This is a genomic window from Bifidobacterium sp. LH_416, assembly GCF_056357055.1.
The window spans coordinates 140,032-159,568 of sequence record NZ_JBKEVJ010000001.1 but is presented as its reverse complement, the minus strand read 5'-3'; the positions used below and the strand labels follow the sequence as shown (position 1 = coordinate 159,568).

The window sequence follows — 19,537 nt, the reverse complement described above, 5'->3', positions numbered from 1 at the left end:
CACTCAAGGCCGTTCGGCCAAGCTTACGGTCCTGCATTGTATCCCCAAACTTCCCACTCTGTTATAGAAACAGTTACTTAGCAGATTGGTTGATGAACGATTACTGTGCTTCGATGGCGGTGAGGGCGATGGTGTTGATGATGTCCTGCACGAGCGCGCCACGAGACAGGTCGTTGACCGGCTTGTTCAAGCCTTGCAGCACCGGGCCGATGGCCAAAGCGCCGGAAGAACGCTGCACGGCCTTGTATGCGATGTTGCCTGCGCACAGATCCGGGAAGACGAACACATTGACGTGTCCGGCAACGTCATTGCCCTTGGCCTTGGTTGCGGCCACAGTGGGGGACCAGGCGGCATCGAACTGAATGGAGCCGACCACCGGCAGATCCGGAGCCTTCTCCTTGAGCAGCTTGGTAGCCTCTTCCACCACGTCGACGTCCGGGCCCTTGCCGGAGCCCAGAGTGGAGTAGGAGAGCATACCGACCTTCGGATCCAGACCAAAGGCGCGAGCGGTTTCAGCGGACTGCAAGGCAATCTCAGAAAGCTGTTCAGCATCCGGATTCAGGTTGATGGCGCAGTCAGCGAACACGGCCACGTGATCCTTGAAGCACATGAGGAATGCGCCGGAAACCAGCTTCTGGCCAGGCTTGGTCTTGATAACCTGCAGAGCCGGGCGCACAGTGTTGGCAGTGGAGTTCACGGAACCGGAAACCAGACCATCCGCGTAGCCGAGCACTACAAGCATCGTGCCGAAGTAGCTGGCATCAGCCAACTGCTTACGAGCCTGTTCCTCAGTCATACCCTTCTTGGCCCTGAGCTCGCAGAGCTTGGCGACCATCGGCTTCAGAATGTTTTCATCATCCATAGCCTGGAAGCGTGCACGCTCCAGATAGTTGAGACCAAGTTCCTTGCCGCGGGCCAGAATGGCATCCTTATTGCCGACGATGATGAGGTTCACGATTTCGCGCTCGAGCAGGTAATCGGCCGCCTTGATAATGCGGTCTTCCTCGCCTTCGGGCAGCACGATGGTTTTCTTGTTGCTCTTGGCCTTGCCAAGCAGTCCGAACTGGAAGGAGTATGGGGTAGTGGGCGGGTTGAAGTCCACATCAAGAGCTGCAAGCACCTCTTCAGTAGGAGCGTACTTGCGGAACGTTTCCAAAGCCAGCGCCTTACCGGATTCGTCGGTGAAGGAAACCTGCGGCAGAGTCCATACTGGCAGACCGTACTTGGCGAGTGTTTGCTTCACGGAAACGGAGTGACGGGTTTCGCAGCCGGTAACGAAAATGCCGAGTACCCTGTTGCCTGCAGCTTCCATACCTTCGATGGAAAGCTTGACGGTTTCATCCAGCTCGTGTGGCCAACGATCGATGGTGCAGACGGCCAGGAACACGCCTGCCTTGAGATCAGCGGCTACGTTGGCGTTGAATTCATAGCTGGTGGGATCGTTGACGTGGGACTTGTCAGTGCCGACAATAAGTGCGGCATCGGCGCGAGCCACATCCATGGCATCGTTGAATGCGCCGATAATGTCACCACGAGCGGTTTCCTTGTCCGCACGTACGGTGTGCACATCAAGGCCAGTGGAGAGGGCTACGCCGAGGCCGGCATTGGAAGCGGACAGCAGCACGGGAGTGAAATCATCATGATTGGATACCGCTGGACGGAACACAATAGTCTTGTACTTTGAGGTCAATGCATTGAGTACGCCATAGGCCACTACGTTGCGGCCATTTGCACCTTCAGGGCTGGCGATATATACACGGGTAACGGTCACTTTGGTCTGTCTCCTTTGATGATCAACATAATTGGGACCACACATCATTGTACTGGCGATTGTTATCGTTCACGCTTAAGACGCGTGGAATTACATAACAAAAAGGGCTTGGGACGAATCCCAAGCCCTTTTCTATGCCGTTAGGCTAAACCTCAAAGGAGAGGAAATCACTCGTTGTCGCCAGCGGTTGCGGCGGTAGCGGTGACAGCACCCTTCTCTTCGGTGTTCACGCCGGAGTAGATCCAGTCGGTGTAGTCCGGGTGATCGTAGCCGTTGTCGACTGCGAACTGGAAGGCCTCATCGCGGAACTTCTCGAGCTCGTCGATCTTGTCGGCGTACTTCTCAGCGTCAATCATGCGCAGAGCTTCAGCGGTCAGCTCGTAGCGATCGATGCGGTTGACGCGAACCATGTCGAACGGGGTGGTGGTGGAGCCCTCCTCCTCGTAGCCATGGACGTTGAAGTTGTCGTGGTTCGGACGATCGTAGATCAGGCCGCGCACGTCGTGAGCGTAGGAGTGGTAAGCGAACAGCACCGGCTTGTCAGCGGTGAAGATGTCAGCGAACTCCTCGTCGGTCAGAGCCTCATCGTTCTCCTTAGCGGACTGCAGGGAGAGCAGATCAGCAACGTTGACGACCTTGAACTTGATGCCCATAGCCTTCAGCTTGTCGGAAGCAGCCATGATTTCCTGAGTCGGAACATCGCCAGCAGCGGCAAGCACGATCTCGGCCTCGTCGTTGGACTTAGCAGTGGAAGCCCAATCCCAAGCTGCAGCACCCTTCTCGAGCTCAGCGCGAGCTTCGTCCAGGGTCAGCCAGGTGGCAGCCGGCTGCTTGCCAGCGATGATGGCGTTGATCTTGTTGGTGGACTTGTAGCACTTCTCAGCGATAGCCAGCAGCATGTTCGCATCGGTGGCGAAGTAGATGCCGATGACGTGATCGTTGTGGAAGCACTTGTTCAGCAGGACGGAGGTGACACCCGGATCCTGGTGGGAGAAGCCGTTGTGGTCCTGACGCCAAACGTGAGAGGAGACCAGCAGGTTCATGGAAGCAATCGGCTTACGCCACGGAATCTCGCGGACGGTAGCCTCAAGCCACTTGGCGTGCTGGTTCAGCATGGAGTCGATCACGTGGACGAAGGACTCGTAGGAGCTCCAGATGCCGTGACGACCGGTCAGCAGGTAAGCCTCGAGGAAGCCTTCCATCTGGTGCTCGGACAGCTGCTCGACAACCTGGCCGGAGACGTGCATGTGCTCGTCGACCTCGTCGGAGATGTAGCCGGCATCCCACTGCTTGTTGGTGACTTCGTAGGAAGCCTGCAGACGGTTGGAAGCGGTCTCATCCGGTCCGAAGATACGGAAGTCGTGCATGTTGCGAGCGATGATGTCGCGGGTGTAGGCGCCCAGGGTACGGGTGGCTTCGAGCTGGCCCCAGCCGTGGCCGTACTTCTTGACTTCCTTGACCTCGTAGTTCTCGAGCTCCGGCAGGTCCAGATCCTTGCGGATCACACCACCGTTGGCGTTCGGGTTAGCACCGATACGCAGCTCGCCCTTCGGCATGAAGGCGAGGACGTCGTCCTTCACGGCACCGTTCTCGTCGAACAGCTCTTCCGGCTTGTAGGACTCCAGCCAGTTCTTCAGAACTTCGAAGTGAGCCTCGGTATCGCGGGCGGAAGCCAGCGGCACCTGGTGAGAACGCCAGGAGCCCTCGGTCTTCTTGCCGTCGATGTACTTCGGGCAGGTCCAGCCCTTCGGGGTGCGGAAGATCAGCATCGGGTAGAACGGACGATGCACGTTGTCGGTCTGGGCGGTTGCCTTGATGTCGCAGATTTCGTCCCAGATGGTCTCCCACAGCTCGGCGAAGCGACGGTGGATGGACATGTGATCCTCATCGTCGAAGCCAGCGACGAACTCGTACGGCTCGTAGCCCATGCCGTGGAAGAACTCGTGCAGCTCTTCGTCGGAAATACGGGACAGGATGGTCGGGTTAGCGATCTTGTAGCCGTTGAGGTGCAGGATCGGCAGCACGATACCATCGGTGCGCGGGTTCACGAGCTTGTTGGACTGCCAGCCGGTAGCCAGCGGGCCGGTCTCAGCTTCGCCGTCGCCGACGATGGCCGGGACGAACAGGCTCGGGTTGTCCATGATGGCGCCGTAAGCGTGGGACAGAGCGTAACCCAGCTCGCCACCTTCGTGGATGGAGCCCGGGGTCTCCGGAGCGAAGTGGGACGGAATACCGCCCGGGTAGGAGAACTGACGGAAGAACTTCTGCAGACCAACCTCATCCTTGGTGATCTTCGGGAAGGTCTCAGTGTAGGTGCCATCCAGGTAGGACTGGGAGGTACCAGCCGGGCCACCGTGGCCCGGGCCCATGATGATCACGGTGTTCTGGCCGTGGTCAGCGATGAAGCGGTTGATGTGGCCGATGAGGAAGTTCAGGCCAGGGGTGGTGCCCCAGTGGCCGACCAGACGGTGCTTCACATCTTCGCGAGTGAAGGGCTCCTTCATCAGCGGGTTGGAACGCAGATAAATCTGGCCGATGGAAAGGTAGTTGGCAGCGCGCCAGTACTTGTCAACACCTTCGAGGGCTTCCTCGGAAACCGGAGCGTTGAGCTTCTTCCAAGGGGTGCCAATAACAGGACTCGTCATGTGTACTCCTGTACTCCTGCACGGTAATCGTGCGATTGATTATTTCTGTTCGGTCGCGGGCCTGGTTCCTTGCGGTACCTAGGTTTTCCGTTCCCAATCAATCGTCATGGTACGAGGACAACACGACTTTTGAACGATTTCTTGCGGGTGTGTTCGAAATTGTTGCGGAAATTTCAGTATTTGTGCGTTTAAGCCTTAACTTTGTCAACATTTATTTTTTGATCTTATATCCATAAAACCGCAGAATAAAGCCAAAAACCCATGGTTTTGCACACGTTCTCACGTTCGTTTTTCAATGTTCTAAACCGGCGTGTTGGCTTTGTGAAGGCGTGTATTTTGTTTGCTTTTCGCACATTCTGCATGCGTGTCGACGTTGTCGTATTGACCAGTGATAATCGTGCATGTTTAACCCACGTAAAGTCCCAATGAACGTTAGGGGAATATCAATGGCAAATGGTCCTGTGCTTGTCGTCGATTTCGGCGCCCAGTACGCCCAGCTCATCGCTCGCCGCGTCCGCGAGGCCGGCGTCTACTCAGAACTTGTGCCGCATTCCATGCCGGCTGACGAGATTCTGGCCAAAGATCCAAAGGCAATTATTCTCTCCGGTGGCCCGGCCTCCGTATTCGAACCCGGCGCACCTTCTATAGATACTAAGGTCTTCAATGCTGGCGTCCCGGTGCTCGGCATCTGCTACGGCTTCCAGGTTATGGCCTACGAGCTCGGCGGCAAGGTAGACAAGGCAGCGCTCGGCGAATACGGCAAGACCAGCGCCACCATTGATAATGCTGAAGGCATTCTCGCTGATTCCCCTGCGGAACAGACCACGTGGATGAGCCACGGTGTGGCCGTTGAGCAGGCTCCTGAAGGCTTCGAAGTACTGGCACATACTGAAGGTGCACCGGTTGCCGCCATGGCGGATGAATCCCGCAAGCTGTACGGCGTGCAGTGGCATCCGGAAGTCAAGCACTCTCCGCTGGGCCAGAAGCTCATCGAAAACTTCCTGCACCGTTGCGCTGCCCTGCCTAACGATTGGGATGCTTCCTCCATCATCGAAGACCAGGTCAAGAAGATTCGCGAACAGGTCGGCGATGCCGAAGTAATCTGCGGCCTGTCCGGTGGCGTGGATTCCGCTGTTGCCGCCGCTCTGGTGCACAAGGCCATCGGCGACCAGCTCACCTGCGTATTCGTCGACCATGGTCTGCTGCGCAAGGGCGAAGTGGAACAGGTCAAGCACGACTTCGTCGAAGCCACCGGTATCCGTCTGATCACCGTTGATGCCGCTGATGACTTCCTCACCGCACTGAAGGGCGTATCCGAGCCGGAACGCAAACGCAAAATCATCGGCGAAAAGTTCATTCGCACCTTCGAAAAGGCCCAGAAGCAGGTACTCGAAGAGGCTGGTGCCCGTGGCAAGGAAGTCAAGTTCCTCGTTCAGGGCACTCTGTACCCAGATGTTGTCGAATCCGGTGGCGGCGACGGTGCGGCCAACATCAAGTCCCACCACAACGTTGGCGGCCTGCCCAAGGATCTCAAGTTCCAGCTCGTTGAGCCGCTGCGTACCCTCTTCAAGGATGAGGTGCGCGCCATCGGCACCGAGCTCGGTCTGCCGGACGAAATCGTCTGGCGTCAGCCATTCCCGGGCCCGGGCCTCGGCATCCGCATCATCGGCGAAATCACCAAGGAACGCCTCGACCTCCTGCGCGAAGCCGACGCCATCGCTCGTGAAGAGCTCACCAAGGCTGGTCTCGATCGTGACATCTGGCAGTGCCCGGTAGTGCTTCTCGCCGACGTTCACTCCGTTGGCGTCCAGGGCGATGAGCGTACGTATGGTTCCCCGATCGTGCTGCGCCCCGTGTCTTCCGAAGACGCCATGACCGCTGATTGGGCTCGCGTCCCATACGACGTGCTCGCCACCATTTCCACGCGCATCACCAACGAATGCCGCCAGATCAACCGCGTGGTGCTGGACTGCACTAGCAAGCCCCCAGCAACCATCGAATGGGAATAATCGAATGATGGAGCGTATACCGCCTTTCCTTACCCTCGACGCACCTCAGTGCGCCTTCGGGTTCGGACGGCGGTCTCCGCACGCATCATTCGATCATTCATGAGTGAAATATTCTGATGGAGCGTTAGCTGCGTTGCGGGACATTCGACGTACTGTTGTACGCCTTCATGTCCCGCGCCTTGCTACCGCACGCATCAGAACATTTCACTAAGTAATCGAATGATGGAGCGTTAGCTGGATTGGGAGTTACCTTGGATGGTGACTCCCTTTTTTATGCTGCGTGACAATAGGCTATAATCTTTCCGTTTACGACGATGTTCGGGAAGGAATATTCGCCTTATGAAGCAGGGCTTTGACAACGCGAAGTATATTGAGCTGCAGTCCAACAACATTAGGAAGCGCATCGCGCAGTTTGGCGGCAAACTGTATTTGGAATTTGGCGGCAAACTGTTCGACGATTATCACGCTTCGCGCGTATTGCCAGGCTTCGAGCCGGACGTGAAATTCCAAATGCTCAAAAGCATGGCCAATGATGTAGAAATCGTTATCGCCATCAATGCCAATCACATTGAAAAAGCGAAAATGCGCGGCGACCTCGGTATTCCATACGACGAGGATGTGCTGCGACTCATTGACGTCTTCCGCTCCCACGGCCTCTACGTAGGTTCAGTGGTGCTCACCCAGTATGCGGGTCAGCCTGCCGCCAACGCATACCGTCACCGTCTCGAACAGTTGGGCGTCACATGCTATCTGCATTATCCGATCGCCGGATATCCGCACGATATCGAGCATATTGTTTCTCAAGAAGGCTACGGCAAGAACGATTACATTGAAACAAGCCGCCCACTGGTAGTCGTCACCGCGCCAGGTCCAGGTTCCGGCAAACTCGCCACATGCCTGTCCCAGCTGTACCACGAGCATCAGCGTGGCATCGAAGCCGGATACGCCAAATACGAGACGTTCCCGATTTGGAATCTGCCGCTCAACCATCCGGTGAACATCGCCTATGAAGCCGCCACCGCCGATCTCGACGATGCGAACATCATCGACCCATTCCATCTTGAGACATACGGCAAAACCACCGTCAACTACAACCGTGACGTTGAAGCATTCCCCGTGCTCAAAGCCATGATGGAGCGAATCATGGGGGAGAGCCCATACCAAAGCCCCACCGATATGGGCGTCAATATGGCCGGCTATGCCATCGTGGATGATGACGCTTGCCGTGAAGCCTCCCGATTGGAAATCGTGCGCCGATACTTCGCTGCCGCTGAGCGCGTAAAGCGTACCGGAACTGGTGAAGAACAAGTAGAACGCTTGCGTTCAATCATGAACAAGGCTGACGTAACGCCTAATTTGTCTCCGGCTCGAGCTGCAGCGCTTGACAAGGAAGCAGCTACAGGCGCGCCAGCCGGTGCGATGGTATTGCCGGACGGCAGTGTGGTTACTGGTAAAACCGGTGATTTGCTTGGCGCAGCCAGCGCACTGCTTATGCATGCGCTGAAAGCCGTCACTGGAGTAGACGATACGGAGCAAGTCATCGATGATGCAGCGATTGAGCCAATCTGCCAGTTGAAGACGGAACATCTCAACAGTGCAAACCGACGCCTGCATTCCGACGAAACGCTGATCGCATTATCCATCACCAGTGCCACCAGCCCGGTAGCGGCCCGCGTTATTGCCGGGCTCGAACAATTGCGCGGCTGTGATGCCTTCTTCTCAGTAATTATCTCCTCTACCGATGAGGCGCTGTACCGCAAACTCGGCATTAACGTTTGCTGCGAACCTAAGTACGAGCGTGTAAGCCTGTACCACAAGTAAGCAAATAAGCAAATAAACAAGCAAGTTCAGCAAGCCCTGCGAAACCCAAATAATTCTGGGATTCGCAGGGCTTGCTGTGTCTGTGCCTATTGATGTAATAACCAACCGAGAGAGCGACTGAAAAGAGAATAAGAGAACAAGCCAGTGGCAACAGCAGTTCATGGACGTTATATAGGCGTCAATGGTATTAAAGGTTTGGCAATTATCGCCATCGTGCTATATCACACACAACAGCAGATGCTGCCAGGTGGATTCTACGGAGTCGATGTATTCTTCACCATTTCAGGATTTTTGATTGGCATAAGCCTACTGCGGTCGTTGTTCAACACCGGCTCACTGCACCTTGACCGATACATTACTAAACGCGCCGCGCGACTCTACCCAGCACTATTCTTCATGGTTCCCATCATGGTATCTGTGGGATGGTTGTATGACCATGACATTCTGGTATCCATACGCAACCAAATCATCACAGTGTTGTTGGGTTGCTATAACTGGTATGCCATCGCAGGTGGGCAAAGCTATTTTGACCAGATGAACCCGCAGGTATTCCGCCATTTATGGTTCATCAGCGTGCTGATGCAGTTCTACGTTGTTGTGCCGCTGATTACATGGCTAATGTGGCGGATTCGCCGGGCGAGTGCTGTTTGTATTCCATTGATACTAGCTGCGATAAGCGGTGTGCTGATGTGGGTACTGTACACGCCTGGTGCCGATCCCACGCGCGTGTACTTCGGTACGGATACCCATGGGTTTGGATTAATGCTGGGCGTTGCCTTGGCTTGGCTGGTTATTCGTTATGAGCAGCGGCATCCACGCTTACCGCGAATCGTTCGTACTGTACCGTATCCAGATGGCACATCTGTGCCTGTTGCCTTACCCAAAGTGCCTCAGCCGATACGCATTCGCATGTGGAGGGCTATTGCTCCTCTGCTCGCTTTCATCAGCTTGGTTATTCTTGTTGCGATGACTATTGCCGGAAAGCAGAATGATTTTGCTTTCCGCGGCGGCATCATGCTTGCCAGCGTGCTCGCGGTCGTGCTGATTGCAGGAACAATTTGTGAGGATTCTTGGATGCAGGATCTGATGGTGTTCCTGCCGCTCGCAGGTTTGGGCAAATACTCATACGGCATTTATCTATGGCATTGGCCGTTGTGGATTGTGTCCCTTGCTGTAGCACCGCAAATAATACCGGCGCGCGGACCTTGGCCATTACTCATGACTGCCATACTGACGGCGATTGCTGCAACTGCATCATGGATTCTGGTGGAGCGTCCGGCAGGCGTCCGTTCGGCACTGTTCGTTATTCTGCCAATTCACAACGCCACACCAGGGCATATTGTTCGCGCGGTGATAGTGGATGTGCTTGTAGCCGTATCGGTATTCGGCTGCGTGCAAGGTGTGGCTCATGCTCCAACGCAAACCGTTATGCAGCAGGAGCTTGAGGAACAGGCCAGACGATTGGAAGCGGAACAGCAACGCACGGGCGATTTGCTGCGCAATAATGTTCCTCAACCACCACAGCCACCTCAGCCTCGATACACCATGCCTACAGGCGATCAGATTACGGCTGTCGGTGATTCTGTGATGTTGGCATCTTCGCAAGGCTTATCAGCAGTGTTTCCTGGTATTCAGATTGATGCTGATGTGTCCCGTTCGATGATTGCGGGTGCCAGCATCATCAAGAATGATGTTGCATCCGGTACGTTGCGCCAATGGGTATTTGTTGGTTTAGGTACCAATACCGCCGCCAATACTGGGCAGTTGGATACTATTTATAACCAACTAGGCCCAGATCGCATTATGGTGCTCATCAACGCGCATGGCGATCGTTCCTGGATCGGTCCTACTAACCAAGTGTTGTCTGACTATGCCAATGCACATAACAACAATGTGATATTGGTCGACTGGGATGCCGCCGCTAACGCGAATCCTCAAGTATTGGGCTCCGATGGAATCCACCCGAAGGGCGGTAGCGACCTGTATGCGCAGACCATCAAACAGACCATATCTGATTGGATCGCCAATACTCATTAACCGGCTGTATGCACAGTTGGTAAACAGTAGGCGACGCAGCTGTGTATCCCAGTCGCCAAGAGCAGCTATGCTTAGGATTTGCATCAGCGAGACCACACGTTGGGAGTAATGGTGAGCGCAATCCTTGAAGGAAAGCCTGATAAGAACCTGATTCTCGTTACGGGAAGAATTCATCCGAAATTGGCCGAAGATGTTGCACAGCAACTCGGCATCGATCTGCTGGAAACCACGGCATACGATTTCGCCAACGGCGAGATGTACGTGCGTTACACCGAATCGGTCCGTGGTGCGGATGTTTTCGTCCTGCAAAGCCACTATCAGCCGATTAACAAGGCCATTATGGAACAGCTCATCATGATTGATGCGCTGAAGCGTGCCTCCGCACGCTCCATCACAGCCGTATGCCCGCTGGTCGGTTATTCCCGCCAGGATAAGAAGCACCGCGGCCGTGAGCCAATTTCCTGCCGTCTGATTTTCGACCTGCTCAAGACCGCAGGCGCAGACCGCATCATGTCCGTCGACCTTCATGCCGCACAGTCTCAGGGCTTCTTCGATGGCCCGGTCGATCATCTGATCGCCATGCCTGTGCTGGTTGATTACATTCGCGATCGTTTCCAGGGCCAGCTCGATAACGTTGCTGTCGTTTCCCCGGACGCCGGTCGTATCCGCGTTGCAGAGCAGTGGGCTCAGCGCCTTGGCGGCGGCCCGCTCGCCTTCGTACACAAGACGCGCGATATTACGCGCCCGAACCAGGCTGTAGCCAACCGCGTGGTTGGTGACGTCAAGGGCAAGGATTGCGTGCTCGTGGACGATTTGATCGACACTGCTGGCACCATTGCCGGCGCATGCCACGTACTGCAGGATGCTGGCGCAAAGTCGGTGACCGTAGTCGCCACGCACGGCGTACTGTCTGGCCCTGCAGTGGAGCGTCTGAAGAATTGCGGCGCTCGCGAAGTAGTGCTTACCGACACAGTTCCGATTCCAGAAGAGAAGCGTTGGGATGGTCTGACTGTGCTGTCCATCGCGCCGCTCCTGGCCAGCGCCATTCGCGCGGTCTTCGAGGACGGTTCTGTTGCCGAATTGTTCGATACCTATCCGGAGCATCACGGTCAGGGCTTCCTGTTCGCGTGACGCGCCAAGGCGTAGTCATTCGACAAATTCCGAATATATGGTATAAATGAACACTTGTGGGTTGAAAAACCCACGATTCCCCCATGGTGTAATGGCAGCACACGGGTCTTTGGAACCCTTTGTCTTGGTTCGAGTCCAGGTGGGGGAGCCAAATACGGCGCTGAGGAGACATCCTCGGAAGCGCCGAGCTTGGCCCCGAGAAATCGGGGTCGAATGGCATCACGAGAGCGCGTGGACCGGCAGCGGTTCCGCGCTCTTTTCCGTTTTCAGGATCATCCGGCTTCACGATGTAACGAGGACCGGAAGCGCCAGCAAGCTCCTTGGAAGTAGGGGCATTATCAACCTGCACACTTTGTGCAGGTTGATAATGCAAACTAGGCATAACAAGGTTGTTAGTTACAAGATATGCCACAGGAACTTTGAAATACTCTGAAATATATGCCAAATCATCGGCGTTCCAGCGGACCTTGCCTCCCAATTTTAGATTCAGGGATGATTGAGTTAAGTGCAGTCCCGCAGCAAGTTTTGATTGAGTGACGTGATTGTGCTTCATAAGCAACCAAACGTTGCTCGAAATTATCGTCGCTAAGGAAGTAGCGGCTTCTGTATTGGTGCCATGCTCGTCATTCATGTTGTTCATGCTTATATAGTAAACCAATAATTATTTACTTGTCCAATATTCGGGTATGATATGAGTATGACTCATAAATCTCCAGAAAAACTTATGGCTGAACGTGTGGATCAGCTCAGAAGGGATGCGGATATGACGCAACAGCAAATCGCTGAAGAAGTCTTTCATTGTTCACAGGGAACCGCATCCCAAAAGCTATCGGGTAAAAGCCGCCTTAGTGCTTCTGACATATTGAGCAGCGCGAGAACCTTCGGAGTGTCTACGGACTACATATATGGGCTCACTCCGAACGACAGGTGAGCTTTACGGGATTGAGGGAATTGATGAGTGAGAGAGTGTTGTGGATTCATCTGTATGTGACCGGACCGACGCCGGCATCGGGTGAAATCGTCGGTCTGCGCATTGAGAACCGGCAGATGCATCAGGTCCTGTTCGACGGGTTCTTCCGGCCGCTCAGGGATTTGGGGCTGAAGGTCTTGCCGGTAGGAGACGAGAATGTGAATCTGGCCAAAAGACTGCCAATGAGCATCTACGTCGCACCTATCGAACGGATTCTATCGCAAGCGACCACAATCAGGGGCGACTGCGTGGAAAGGGACATCATGTTCCTGCAGGCGGCGGGCGTCCATATAGAAAAACCGGTCATCACCCGAAGCGTCGTGGCCGAGCATAACAGAAGACTTGCGCAGGGGATTGCCGTCCCCGCGCACATCCGGGATCAGGATTGCCGTCCTTCCCCGGACGCACTGGAAACCATCCAATAACCCAATCCCATCCAAAACCCATGAAGCAGAGAGAAACCAGAATGTCAGATGACAATGTCCGACAGCAGTGCCGTCGCGGCCTCGCGGCGGCACCCCGCCAGCAAACGGATGATCTCGGAAGCGAAGACACGGCCGGAATCCGACATGGCATCAATCAATACGAGCCGTTCCATCAACTCGGTGTCACAACGTTCGTTGCGGGTGAAACCGACGGAAAGCGCCCAACGGACACCGGCCTCAAACGCGAGAGAGGAGCCGACCGTATAGGGGCGCACGAAACCGGCTCCCCTGATAACGTCACGGTAAGCGAGCCAGACGAGATCGACTCGTTCGCAAAGAGGCAATGGTCCGCGGCCCTCAATCAGGTTCTCATACATAAGACCCGCAACCGCCAATTGGGCGGGGGAGGGAACATGATAGGCGGCCTTCACGCCATGAAGCCAGTCGCGACGGCGAAACTCGACGCCGGACAATCCGCGAAAGCGGAGAACGGTGGCGAATCCGGTATCCGCGGGGTTCCTCATGACGACCGCCATTCCATAGACATAAACGATATCCAACCAATCAAGCCACATGAGCATGTCGCGATATCGACATGCACGGGTTGGGGCGAATAAAAAAGCCCTCGTATGAATTGCCGTTCACACGAGGGCGATGGTCCCATCCTTTAACCCATTTTGCATTGCCCCGCATCGGACGAATCCGATGAAGGTAAGGAACCAGACCAATCCAGTGAAAGGATCCGCCCGACCGCACAGCATCAACCAAACCAATACCAGTCAATCGAAACGAAAACACCATCAAAGGATCAGCATGACCAATTCTTACATCAACCCCACCCAGCAGACCATCAACGGGAACGAATATTCACACGAAGATTCCGACCAAGACATGGAAATCGTGGACGTGGAACTTGCAGAGGACGACCAGCCACAGGGTGCTCCGGAGCCAATCCGCATCGTGGACACGCCCGAACCGCAGGAGCTCACCGTCAGCGACGCCGTCATCGAATACGCCCAAAACAACCTCCCCGTAAACGTGGGAGACGACAACGGCAGCCAATTCACCCGCGAGGAGGCCGAACAGCTCACAGCCGACATCCAGGAGGCGTTCTACGACACGGCCAAGTCGCAGCAGAAGCTCTATGAGCTGATTAACAAGGCCTACAACGGGCGAGTTTGGGTTGCGCTCGGATACGAGATAGGGATGAAAGGCTGGATTGCATATTGCACGGACCATCTCACCGCCACCGCCATTCGTATGACTGTGCAGCATCGCACCAACCTCATCCTCGATTTCCAGAACGATCCCATCAGTAATGTCTCGTTGGCTGCGGCCTTAGGGGTCAGTCGGGAAACGGTACGACGCGTACGGGCCAAGGCCGGTGTGGAAGGCGCAAAGCCGAAGCCCGTTGTGGGTGCGGATGGTAAGCGTCATGCGGTCAGGGAATTGACCGAAGCGGAGCGTCTGGAACTGGATTCGAAGATATATGACATGAATCTGCGCAAGGACGAGGGCGGGCAGGGCATGACCCAGCAGGAGATCGCCGCCAAGCTCGACATGGCGCAATCCACGGTCAGCGCGTCCATCAAACGCGAGAACACGCGGCGTATGAGCGAGGGGCTCAAAGAAATCGAACCCGCAGCGGTCGAGCCCGACGAGATCGGGGAGATCGCCGACGACCAGCAGCTCGACGTGGACGCGCCGTCCATCAGCATGGACGACCGGTACTTCATCGACGCTTTCCGGCAGGTGGCATCCACCGCAGCCTCCAGCTTCCAGCAGCTCATGGAATTCATGAGCGGAGACCAATGGCAGCCCGGAAGCGAAACCGTGGACATGATCATGGACCGCAGCAGCGGCGACCTGACGGGAATCCTTTCGAACATCAGCCTCTACCTGCGGATCCTCAACCAGGACATCGACGACCTCTGGCCGGACGACGAGGACGGATCCAACCCGGAACAGGATCAGGTGCTCGAACTGTTCGAACAGATCTACACCGTATCGAAGGAAATCGCCTGACCGCATAGAAGGCCGGACGATTCGCCGAAACCGACGAGACGGGGAATAAGGCAGGAGAGGAACAATCATGGAAAAACAGAACAGGACCAGGAACGACGCCAGCGTGAGCATGCTGCCGGGTGTGGCCGTGGGCGTGATGATCGCGGTCATCGCGTTCGTGCTCTCGTTCGACGCTCTGCGCCTGGTGTTCGTGGCCAGCGGCATCAACCCGATGCTCTCATGGGGAGGCCCCTTGTGCGTGGACGGCACGATCCTCCTGTGCACATGGGCCACATGGGGGTTCAGGAAGGGCCACATCCGCGGCCGCTGGTACCCGTGGGCGGGACTGGTCATGTTCAGCCTGTTCTCCGTTACCGGCAACGCATTGCACGCGTGGCTCAACGCGGGTGGAAGGCTCCCCATGTGGGGAGCCCCCGCGATCATGAGCATCCCACCCATCGCGCTCCTCTACTCCACGCACCTGATCGTGATCATCGCCGGCGACCGCCAGGACAAGCTCGCCCAGGCTATCAACGACGCCATCGAACCAGGAACCGTGCCGCCCGCCACGGAACAACGCCCGCCACGCTCCGTGGCCGCGGCCGAGACTCGAACGACGGCATCGAAGCCGGACAATGCTCGTCCACCGCATCCCGAGCCCATGCCTGAACCTCAGCCGCGCATAGGGGAGGCGACGGTGGCGGCCGACCATACTCCGGTCGAAGAAGTCCCGGCCGACGACGACAAGCCGTTCGACCAGGAACTGTCATGGCCCAGCCAGCCGCTCATCCAACCCGAGCCGCACATCATGGCACGCATCCCGGAACCCGCCCCGGAGAGGACAACGTCGATTCCGAGCGTAAAGACCGAAGAGGAAACGACGAACGGGGAAAACCCGGCGACGGCAACCGGAAAGCATGAGGAAGAGACGGCACCCGCCCCGACGACCCCAGCAAAGAACAAGACGGTGAAAACCGGCAAGAACGTCGACGCGTCGAAGACGAATCCCAAGAAGGAGAACAAGCCGGCCGGCGACGATCGGAAGGACGGGAACACGACCGGTGATGCCGGCCCAAAAGCGTCGGCCTCCATTGACCTCGGCTTCGACCCCGAACCGTGGCGGGAATGGGCGCGGGAAGCGAAAGCGAAAGGACTGCCCGTGACCGCCGCCACCGCACACGAGCGCGGCCCGGCCACCAGCCTGAGGACCGCGAAACGACGCCTGGCCGACCTGCGCAAGGTCTGGCCCGAGGAATTCTGACCTTTCCACCCACAGGGAAGCAAGTGATCGCCCATGAGAAAAGCGAACAAGGAACCAGTGAACGTCATCGACACGCTCGCACGAAACGGCGTGACCGTATCCGAGTTCACGGCCGCGCTGGAGGACAACCGCGGCCGCGTCCGCAAATGCCTGGGAGCGGACTGGCAGTGGGCCGAGGACGAGATCATGAGCGACCTCGCCATGCGCGTACTGAAACGCCTCGACTACTGGCGGCGCACCAACGCCACCAGCCTGCCGGCGTTCGCCAACCAGCTCGTGCCCACCACGGTGGGCGAATGGATCAAGACGGAACGCCCCAAACACCGCAGCGGCATGACCCAGGCCCCGGACCGCAAGGCGGGAAGAACCCGTCCACCGGCCGACCCGGAAGACACGAAGGCATGGGAGCGATACCGGCGGCGCGACCAGATGCTCGCCGACTCCGACGTGATCTGCGAGGCCGGCGACATCTTCGAATCCCGTGAGGGAAGGGACGGAGGCAGCGGCCTGTCGGGCATGGGTGACCTGGAATCATACCGGCGTTGGAGCCAACCGGACGACGAAGAGGATTCCACAAGAATCAGCTCCGAATACCGGAAGGACATGAAAGCCCTCGAATACGCGGTCACCGCACGGTGGGGAATGGAGGCATGGCGACGGATCATCAACCGATGCATGACATCGAGCAGGGCCATGCCCCTGCTCCGTGAGATCCGCCACTGGCTACAGTCCCACCACGAGAACAGGCCGCTCGACTTCGACGCATACCCGTACCTGACCGCCTGCGCCACACGCAAACCCGCCGTCGGACCCGATCGACGCAAGCTCAGGTGACCAGCATGAACCATCATCCCACACCCGCAAGGCAACGAGGCCGGAAACGAAGGAGACCATCATGAACACGACCACAGCCACGGAACCGGAACCCGTCACGCAACAGTTCCCCCGCATCCCGGACCGTCCCATCAGCCGCGAAAGGGCCGACCAGCTCCTCGACTCCACGCTCGACGCATGGAACCGTCTCGGCAACGAATTCCCCACGGCCAGGGGAGACGACTGGCAGTGGATACGGCAGATCATCGAACTGCCCGCCCACACCACGTTCATCACGCCGAAAGGCGACGAACCGGCCGTGTACGCGATGGCCGCCGACGAACACTGGTTCGGCAGATGGCACGACATCCTCAAGGACCGCATACGGTCGATACTCGACCAACTCGTCCGCAACGACCCCATCATCCTCGAACTCGACCCCGACATGTGGCTCCACATGCCCGAACCCGAACTGAGCGAACGTGTCGCGAGCCGACACGACCCCTCGCACGGCACCCTGGACACGAGCCTCGAACCCATCACGGAATGGTGGTGACCTCATGGAGGAACGAAGCGAATACGGCATCATCGACTTCATATCCAGCAACACGGCGTTCGACGGCGACGACCGGCTCCAATGGGAGCTCAGACGCGAATATTGGCGCGAACGCGACAAATCGCATGGTGAGGCACTGGAGGCATGCATACGCCTCGCGCGGGAGCACGGGATAACCGGCCTCCTCTACAAGGGTTCCAAGGACCCGTCGAAACCAAGCGAATAACACAGGAGACCGTCACAGGGAAAGGGCAGGAGATGAGCGTCAACGTCATCAGGGACGGGCACGGCGGCGTGGACACGCAGGCTATGGCCCTCGAACGCATCAACAGCATCGAGGGATTCGAACCGGGCACGCCCATGAACGCCGAACAGTTCGTCGCCATCTGGACCGACGGATGGAACAAAAGCATGGAGGTATGCCATTTCCTCGAGGAACGGCTCAACCGTGAGGACCTGACCGAACACGAGGGCACGGGGGAGGTGTCGTTCAGCGATGCAAGACGATAGGAACCGAACCGAAACGGAATCCGCGGGACGCACCCACGGAAGACTGGAACCCACCAGCCAGGCCCTCGACCGGCTCGCGCACGAATACCGGCAACACCACGACCAGCACGACCAGGGAAAGGAGCAGGGAAGATGACCGCGGGAACACTCGAGAAGGTATACCGGCTCAACGATCCGAGACTCACACCCGCCGCGGGAGCCGTCCTCGGCTACTACGCGTACCGCGCCTACTATCCCGACGGACGCGCCTCATGGCCAGCCGTCGAGACCATCGCCCGCTCCTGCTTCATGGACAAACGCACCGTGATCAGGGCCCGCGCCCTCCTCATCCAGCTCGGCTACATGCGCGTCGCCCCCGACCAGACCTGGAACGTGCGCGACGGCGAGACCGGCGAATGGAAACGCAAGAACAACCGCACCACCGTATACGACGTGCTCATCGAGAACTTCGACGCCATGTGCGACGAAGGCCCGGCCGAACGCGCCGAGGAGAAGGCTGAAGCCACGGAGGAACGGAACGGGAAACAGGGGTTTCAGAATGTCACCCCTCCGGAAAACGTTGGAAACAAGCCGAAACCAAGGGGTGTCAGAATGTCACCCCTCCAAAACGGCGCGGAATCCGAAGGTGACATTCTGACCGGCTCAAGGTGTCAGAATGTCACCCAACTAACTAATGACCAACTAGTTTCCCCTCTGCCACCTACGGTGGCATCTCCCCGAAACGGGGAGAGCCACGCCACGGGGAAGAAACAACAGGGCAGCCAGATGAACCCGGAACCCGAGGGAACGGAACCGGGCCGCGACGAGGACGCATGGGAGCCGGCCGAACGCGAGGAACCCGCCAAAGTGCCGGCCGGCATGCGGGCCGGATGGCTGCTCGACCGGCTCGAGGACAGACGCAAGGCGCTGGGACTGGGCGTACGCCGCCGTAGCCGCCGAGACCTCGTCGCCGTCACACGTCTCGTGGAACGCATCGACCGCGAGCACGAAGACGCGAACACGCTCATGCGACAGGTGCTCGACCACGCGCTCGACTCCGGGTTCCAGGCCAAACGCGTCGACAGCGGCCGAAGGTTCGCCAGGCTCTTCGACGAACTGCGCGACGACCTGACCGTGGACCGTCGAACCCTCGAACGCCGACGCGGGGAAACCCCGGACCCGCAACAGACAGCCGCGGGCGACGGAACCCGGGACGCGACGACGGAACCCTCGCCGTACCAGACGGCATGCAGGATGCTCGCCGGCAGGCTGCACGGCGAGACCGAAACCACGCGAAGCACCGCCACGGCCATGCTCGCCGACCGCCTCGAACAGAACCCGGCCATGAGCCAGACGGAACGGGAGAACGCCATCGAACAGGCTCTGGAGGCCGGCCGCCAAGAAACCAGGCTCATCCAGAAGCGGCGCAGGGAAATCCAGACCGAACTGGACGAATACCGGACCATGCACGGAGGCAGCAGCTTCGCAGGCAACTGGGACGCCGGCACCGCGGCATAAGACCACAGGCCGCTCACTCCGGAAAAGCCGGGCAACCCCCGATATAGCAGCCGCCAAGGGTGAACGCGAAGGGACGCAAGGGGCCGG

General features: G+C 57.6%; 15 protein-coding genes and 1 tRNA gene. 13 read left to right on the top strand and 3 right to left on the bottom strand.

Annotated elements, in window-relative coordinates; all coding sequences use genetic code 11:
* Positions 1–100: 100 nt before the first annotated feature.
* Entirely contained in the window at positions 101–1,771 is a 1,671-nt protein-coding gene (gene pta, locus AC1AY0_RS00820; protein ID WP_476524711.1) for a phosphate acetyltransferase, read from the bottom strand.
* Positions 1,772–1,938: 167 nt separating this feature from the next.
* On the bottom strand, positions 1,939–4,416 hold the full coding sequence (locus AC1AY0_RS00815) for a phosphoketolase (protein WP_476524709.1): 2,478 nt from the start codon (positions 4,414–4,416) through the stop codon (positions 1,939–1,941).
* 446 nt (positions 4,417–4,862) lie between these two features.
* Between AC1AY0_RS00815 and guaA the strand changes: the two genes are divergently transcribed.
* The 6 genes from guaA to AC1AY0_RS00785 all read left to right on the top strand — a co-directional run bounded on the left by guaA (position 4,863) and on the right by AC1AY0_RS00785 (position 12,809).
* The gene (gene guaA, locus AC1AY0_RS00810) at positions 4,863–6,425 is read left to right on the top strand and encodes a glutamine-hydrolyzing GMP synthase (protein WP_033890393.1); all 1,563 of its coding nucleotides are present in this window, start codon (positions 4,863–4,865) and stop codon (positions 6,423–6,425) included.
* A gap of 339 nt (positions 6,426–6,764) precedes the next feature.
* Positions 6,765–8,246 carry a DUF1846 domain-containing protein gene (locus tag AC1AY0_RS00805; protein ID WP_033890394.1) on the top strand — a complete coding sequence of 494 codons (1,482 nt, stop codon included), beginning with the start codon at positions 6,765–6,767 and terminating at the stop codon, positions 8,244–8,246.
* A 144-nt stretch (positions 8,247–8,390) separates the two neighbouring features.
* Positions 8,391–10,283, top strand: coding sequence for an acyltransferase family protein (locus AC1AY0_RS00800; protein WP_476524707.1), 1,893 nt, complete (start codon positions 8,391–8,393; stop codon positions 10,281–10,283).
* 108 nt (positions 10,284–10,391) lie between these two features.
* The gene (locus AC1AY0_RS00795) at positions 10,392–11,414 is read left to right on the top strand and encodes a ribose-phosphate diphosphokinase (RefSeq protein ID WP_033890397.1); all 1,023 of its coding nucleotides are present in this window, start codon (positions 10,392–10,394) and stop codon (positions 11,412–11,414) included.
* A 77-nt stretch (positions 11,415–11,491) separates the two neighbouring features.
* A tRNA-Gln gene (locus AC1AY0_RS00790) sits at positions 11,492–11,565 on the top strand.
* An 803-nt stretch (positions 11,566–12,368) separates the two neighbouring features.
* On the top strand, positions 12,369–12,809 hold the full coding sequence (locus AC1AY0_RS00785; protein WP_476525570.1) for a hypothetical protein: 441 nt from the start codon (positions 12,369–12,371) through the stop codon (positions 12,807–12,809).
* A gap of 44 nt (positions 12,810–12,853) precedes the next feature.
* On the opposite strand, the gene AC1AY0_RS00780 is transcribed toward AC1AY0_RS00785, so the two are convergent.
* Positions 12,854–13,384 (bottom strand): hypothetical protein, encoded by a 531-nt coding sequence (locus AC1AY0_RS00780; protein WP_476525568.1) that lies wholly within the window; start codon positions 13,382–13,384, stop codon positions 12,854–12,856.
* A 238-nt stretch (positions 13,385–13,622) separates the two neighbouring features.
* Between AC1AY0_RS00780 and AC1AY0_RS00775 the strand changes: the two genes are divergently transcribed.
* The 7 genes from AC1AY0_RS00775 (at position 13,623) to AC1AY0_RS00745 (ending at position 19,450) form a co-directional block, all read left to right on the top strand.
* The gene (locus tag AC1AY0_RS00775) at positions 13,623–14,834 is read left to right on the top strand and encodes a hypothetical protein (protein WP_476525567.1); all 1,212 of its coding nucleotides are present in this window, start codon (positions 13,623–13,625) and stop codon (positions 14,832–14,834) included.
* A 67-nt stretch (positions 14,835–14,901) separates the two neighbouring features.
* A complete protein-coding gene (locus tag AC1AY0_RS00770) occupies positions 14,902–16,074 on the top strand; it encodes a DUF2637 domain-containing protein (protein ID WP_476525565.1) in 1,173 nt (390 codons plus the stop codon).
* A 57-nt stretch (positions 16,075–16,131) separates the two neighbouring features.
* Positions 16,132–16,908 (top strand): hypothetical protein, encoded by a 777-nt coding sequence (locus AC1AY0_RS00765; RefSeq protein ID WP_476525563.1) that lies wholly within the window; start codon positions 16,132–16,134, stop codon positions 16,906–16,908.
* Positions 16,909–16,969: 61 nt separating this feature from the next.
* Positions 16,970–17,443 (top strand): hypothetical protein, encoded by a 474-nt coding sequence (locus tag AC1AY0_RS00760; protein ID WP_476525562.1) that lies wholly within the window; start codon positions 16,970–16,972, stop codon positions 17,441–17,443.
* 4 nt (positions 17,444–17,447) lie between these two features.
* Positions 17,448–17,669: a hypothetical protein gene (locus AC1AY0_RS00755; protein WP_476525560.1), complete on the top strand. Its 222-nt coding sequence runs from the start codon at positions 17,448–17,450 to the stop codon at positions 17,667–17,669.
* Positions 17,670–17,701: 32 nt separating this feature from the next.
* On the top strand, positions 17,702–17,953 hold the full coding sequence (locus tag AC1AY0_RS00750) for a hypothetical protein (RefSeq protein WP_476525558.1): 252 nt from the start codon (positions 17,702–17,704) through the stop codon (positions 17,951–17,953).
* A gap of 132 nt (positions 17,954–18,085) precedes the next feature.
* On the top strand, positions 18,086–19,450 hold the full coding sequence (locus tag AC1AY0_RS00745; protein WP_476525556.1) for a helix-turn-helix domain-containing protein: 1,365 nt from the start codon (positions 18,086–18,088) through the stop codon (positions 19,448–19,450).
* Positions 19,451–19,537 lie beyond the last annotated feature (87 nt).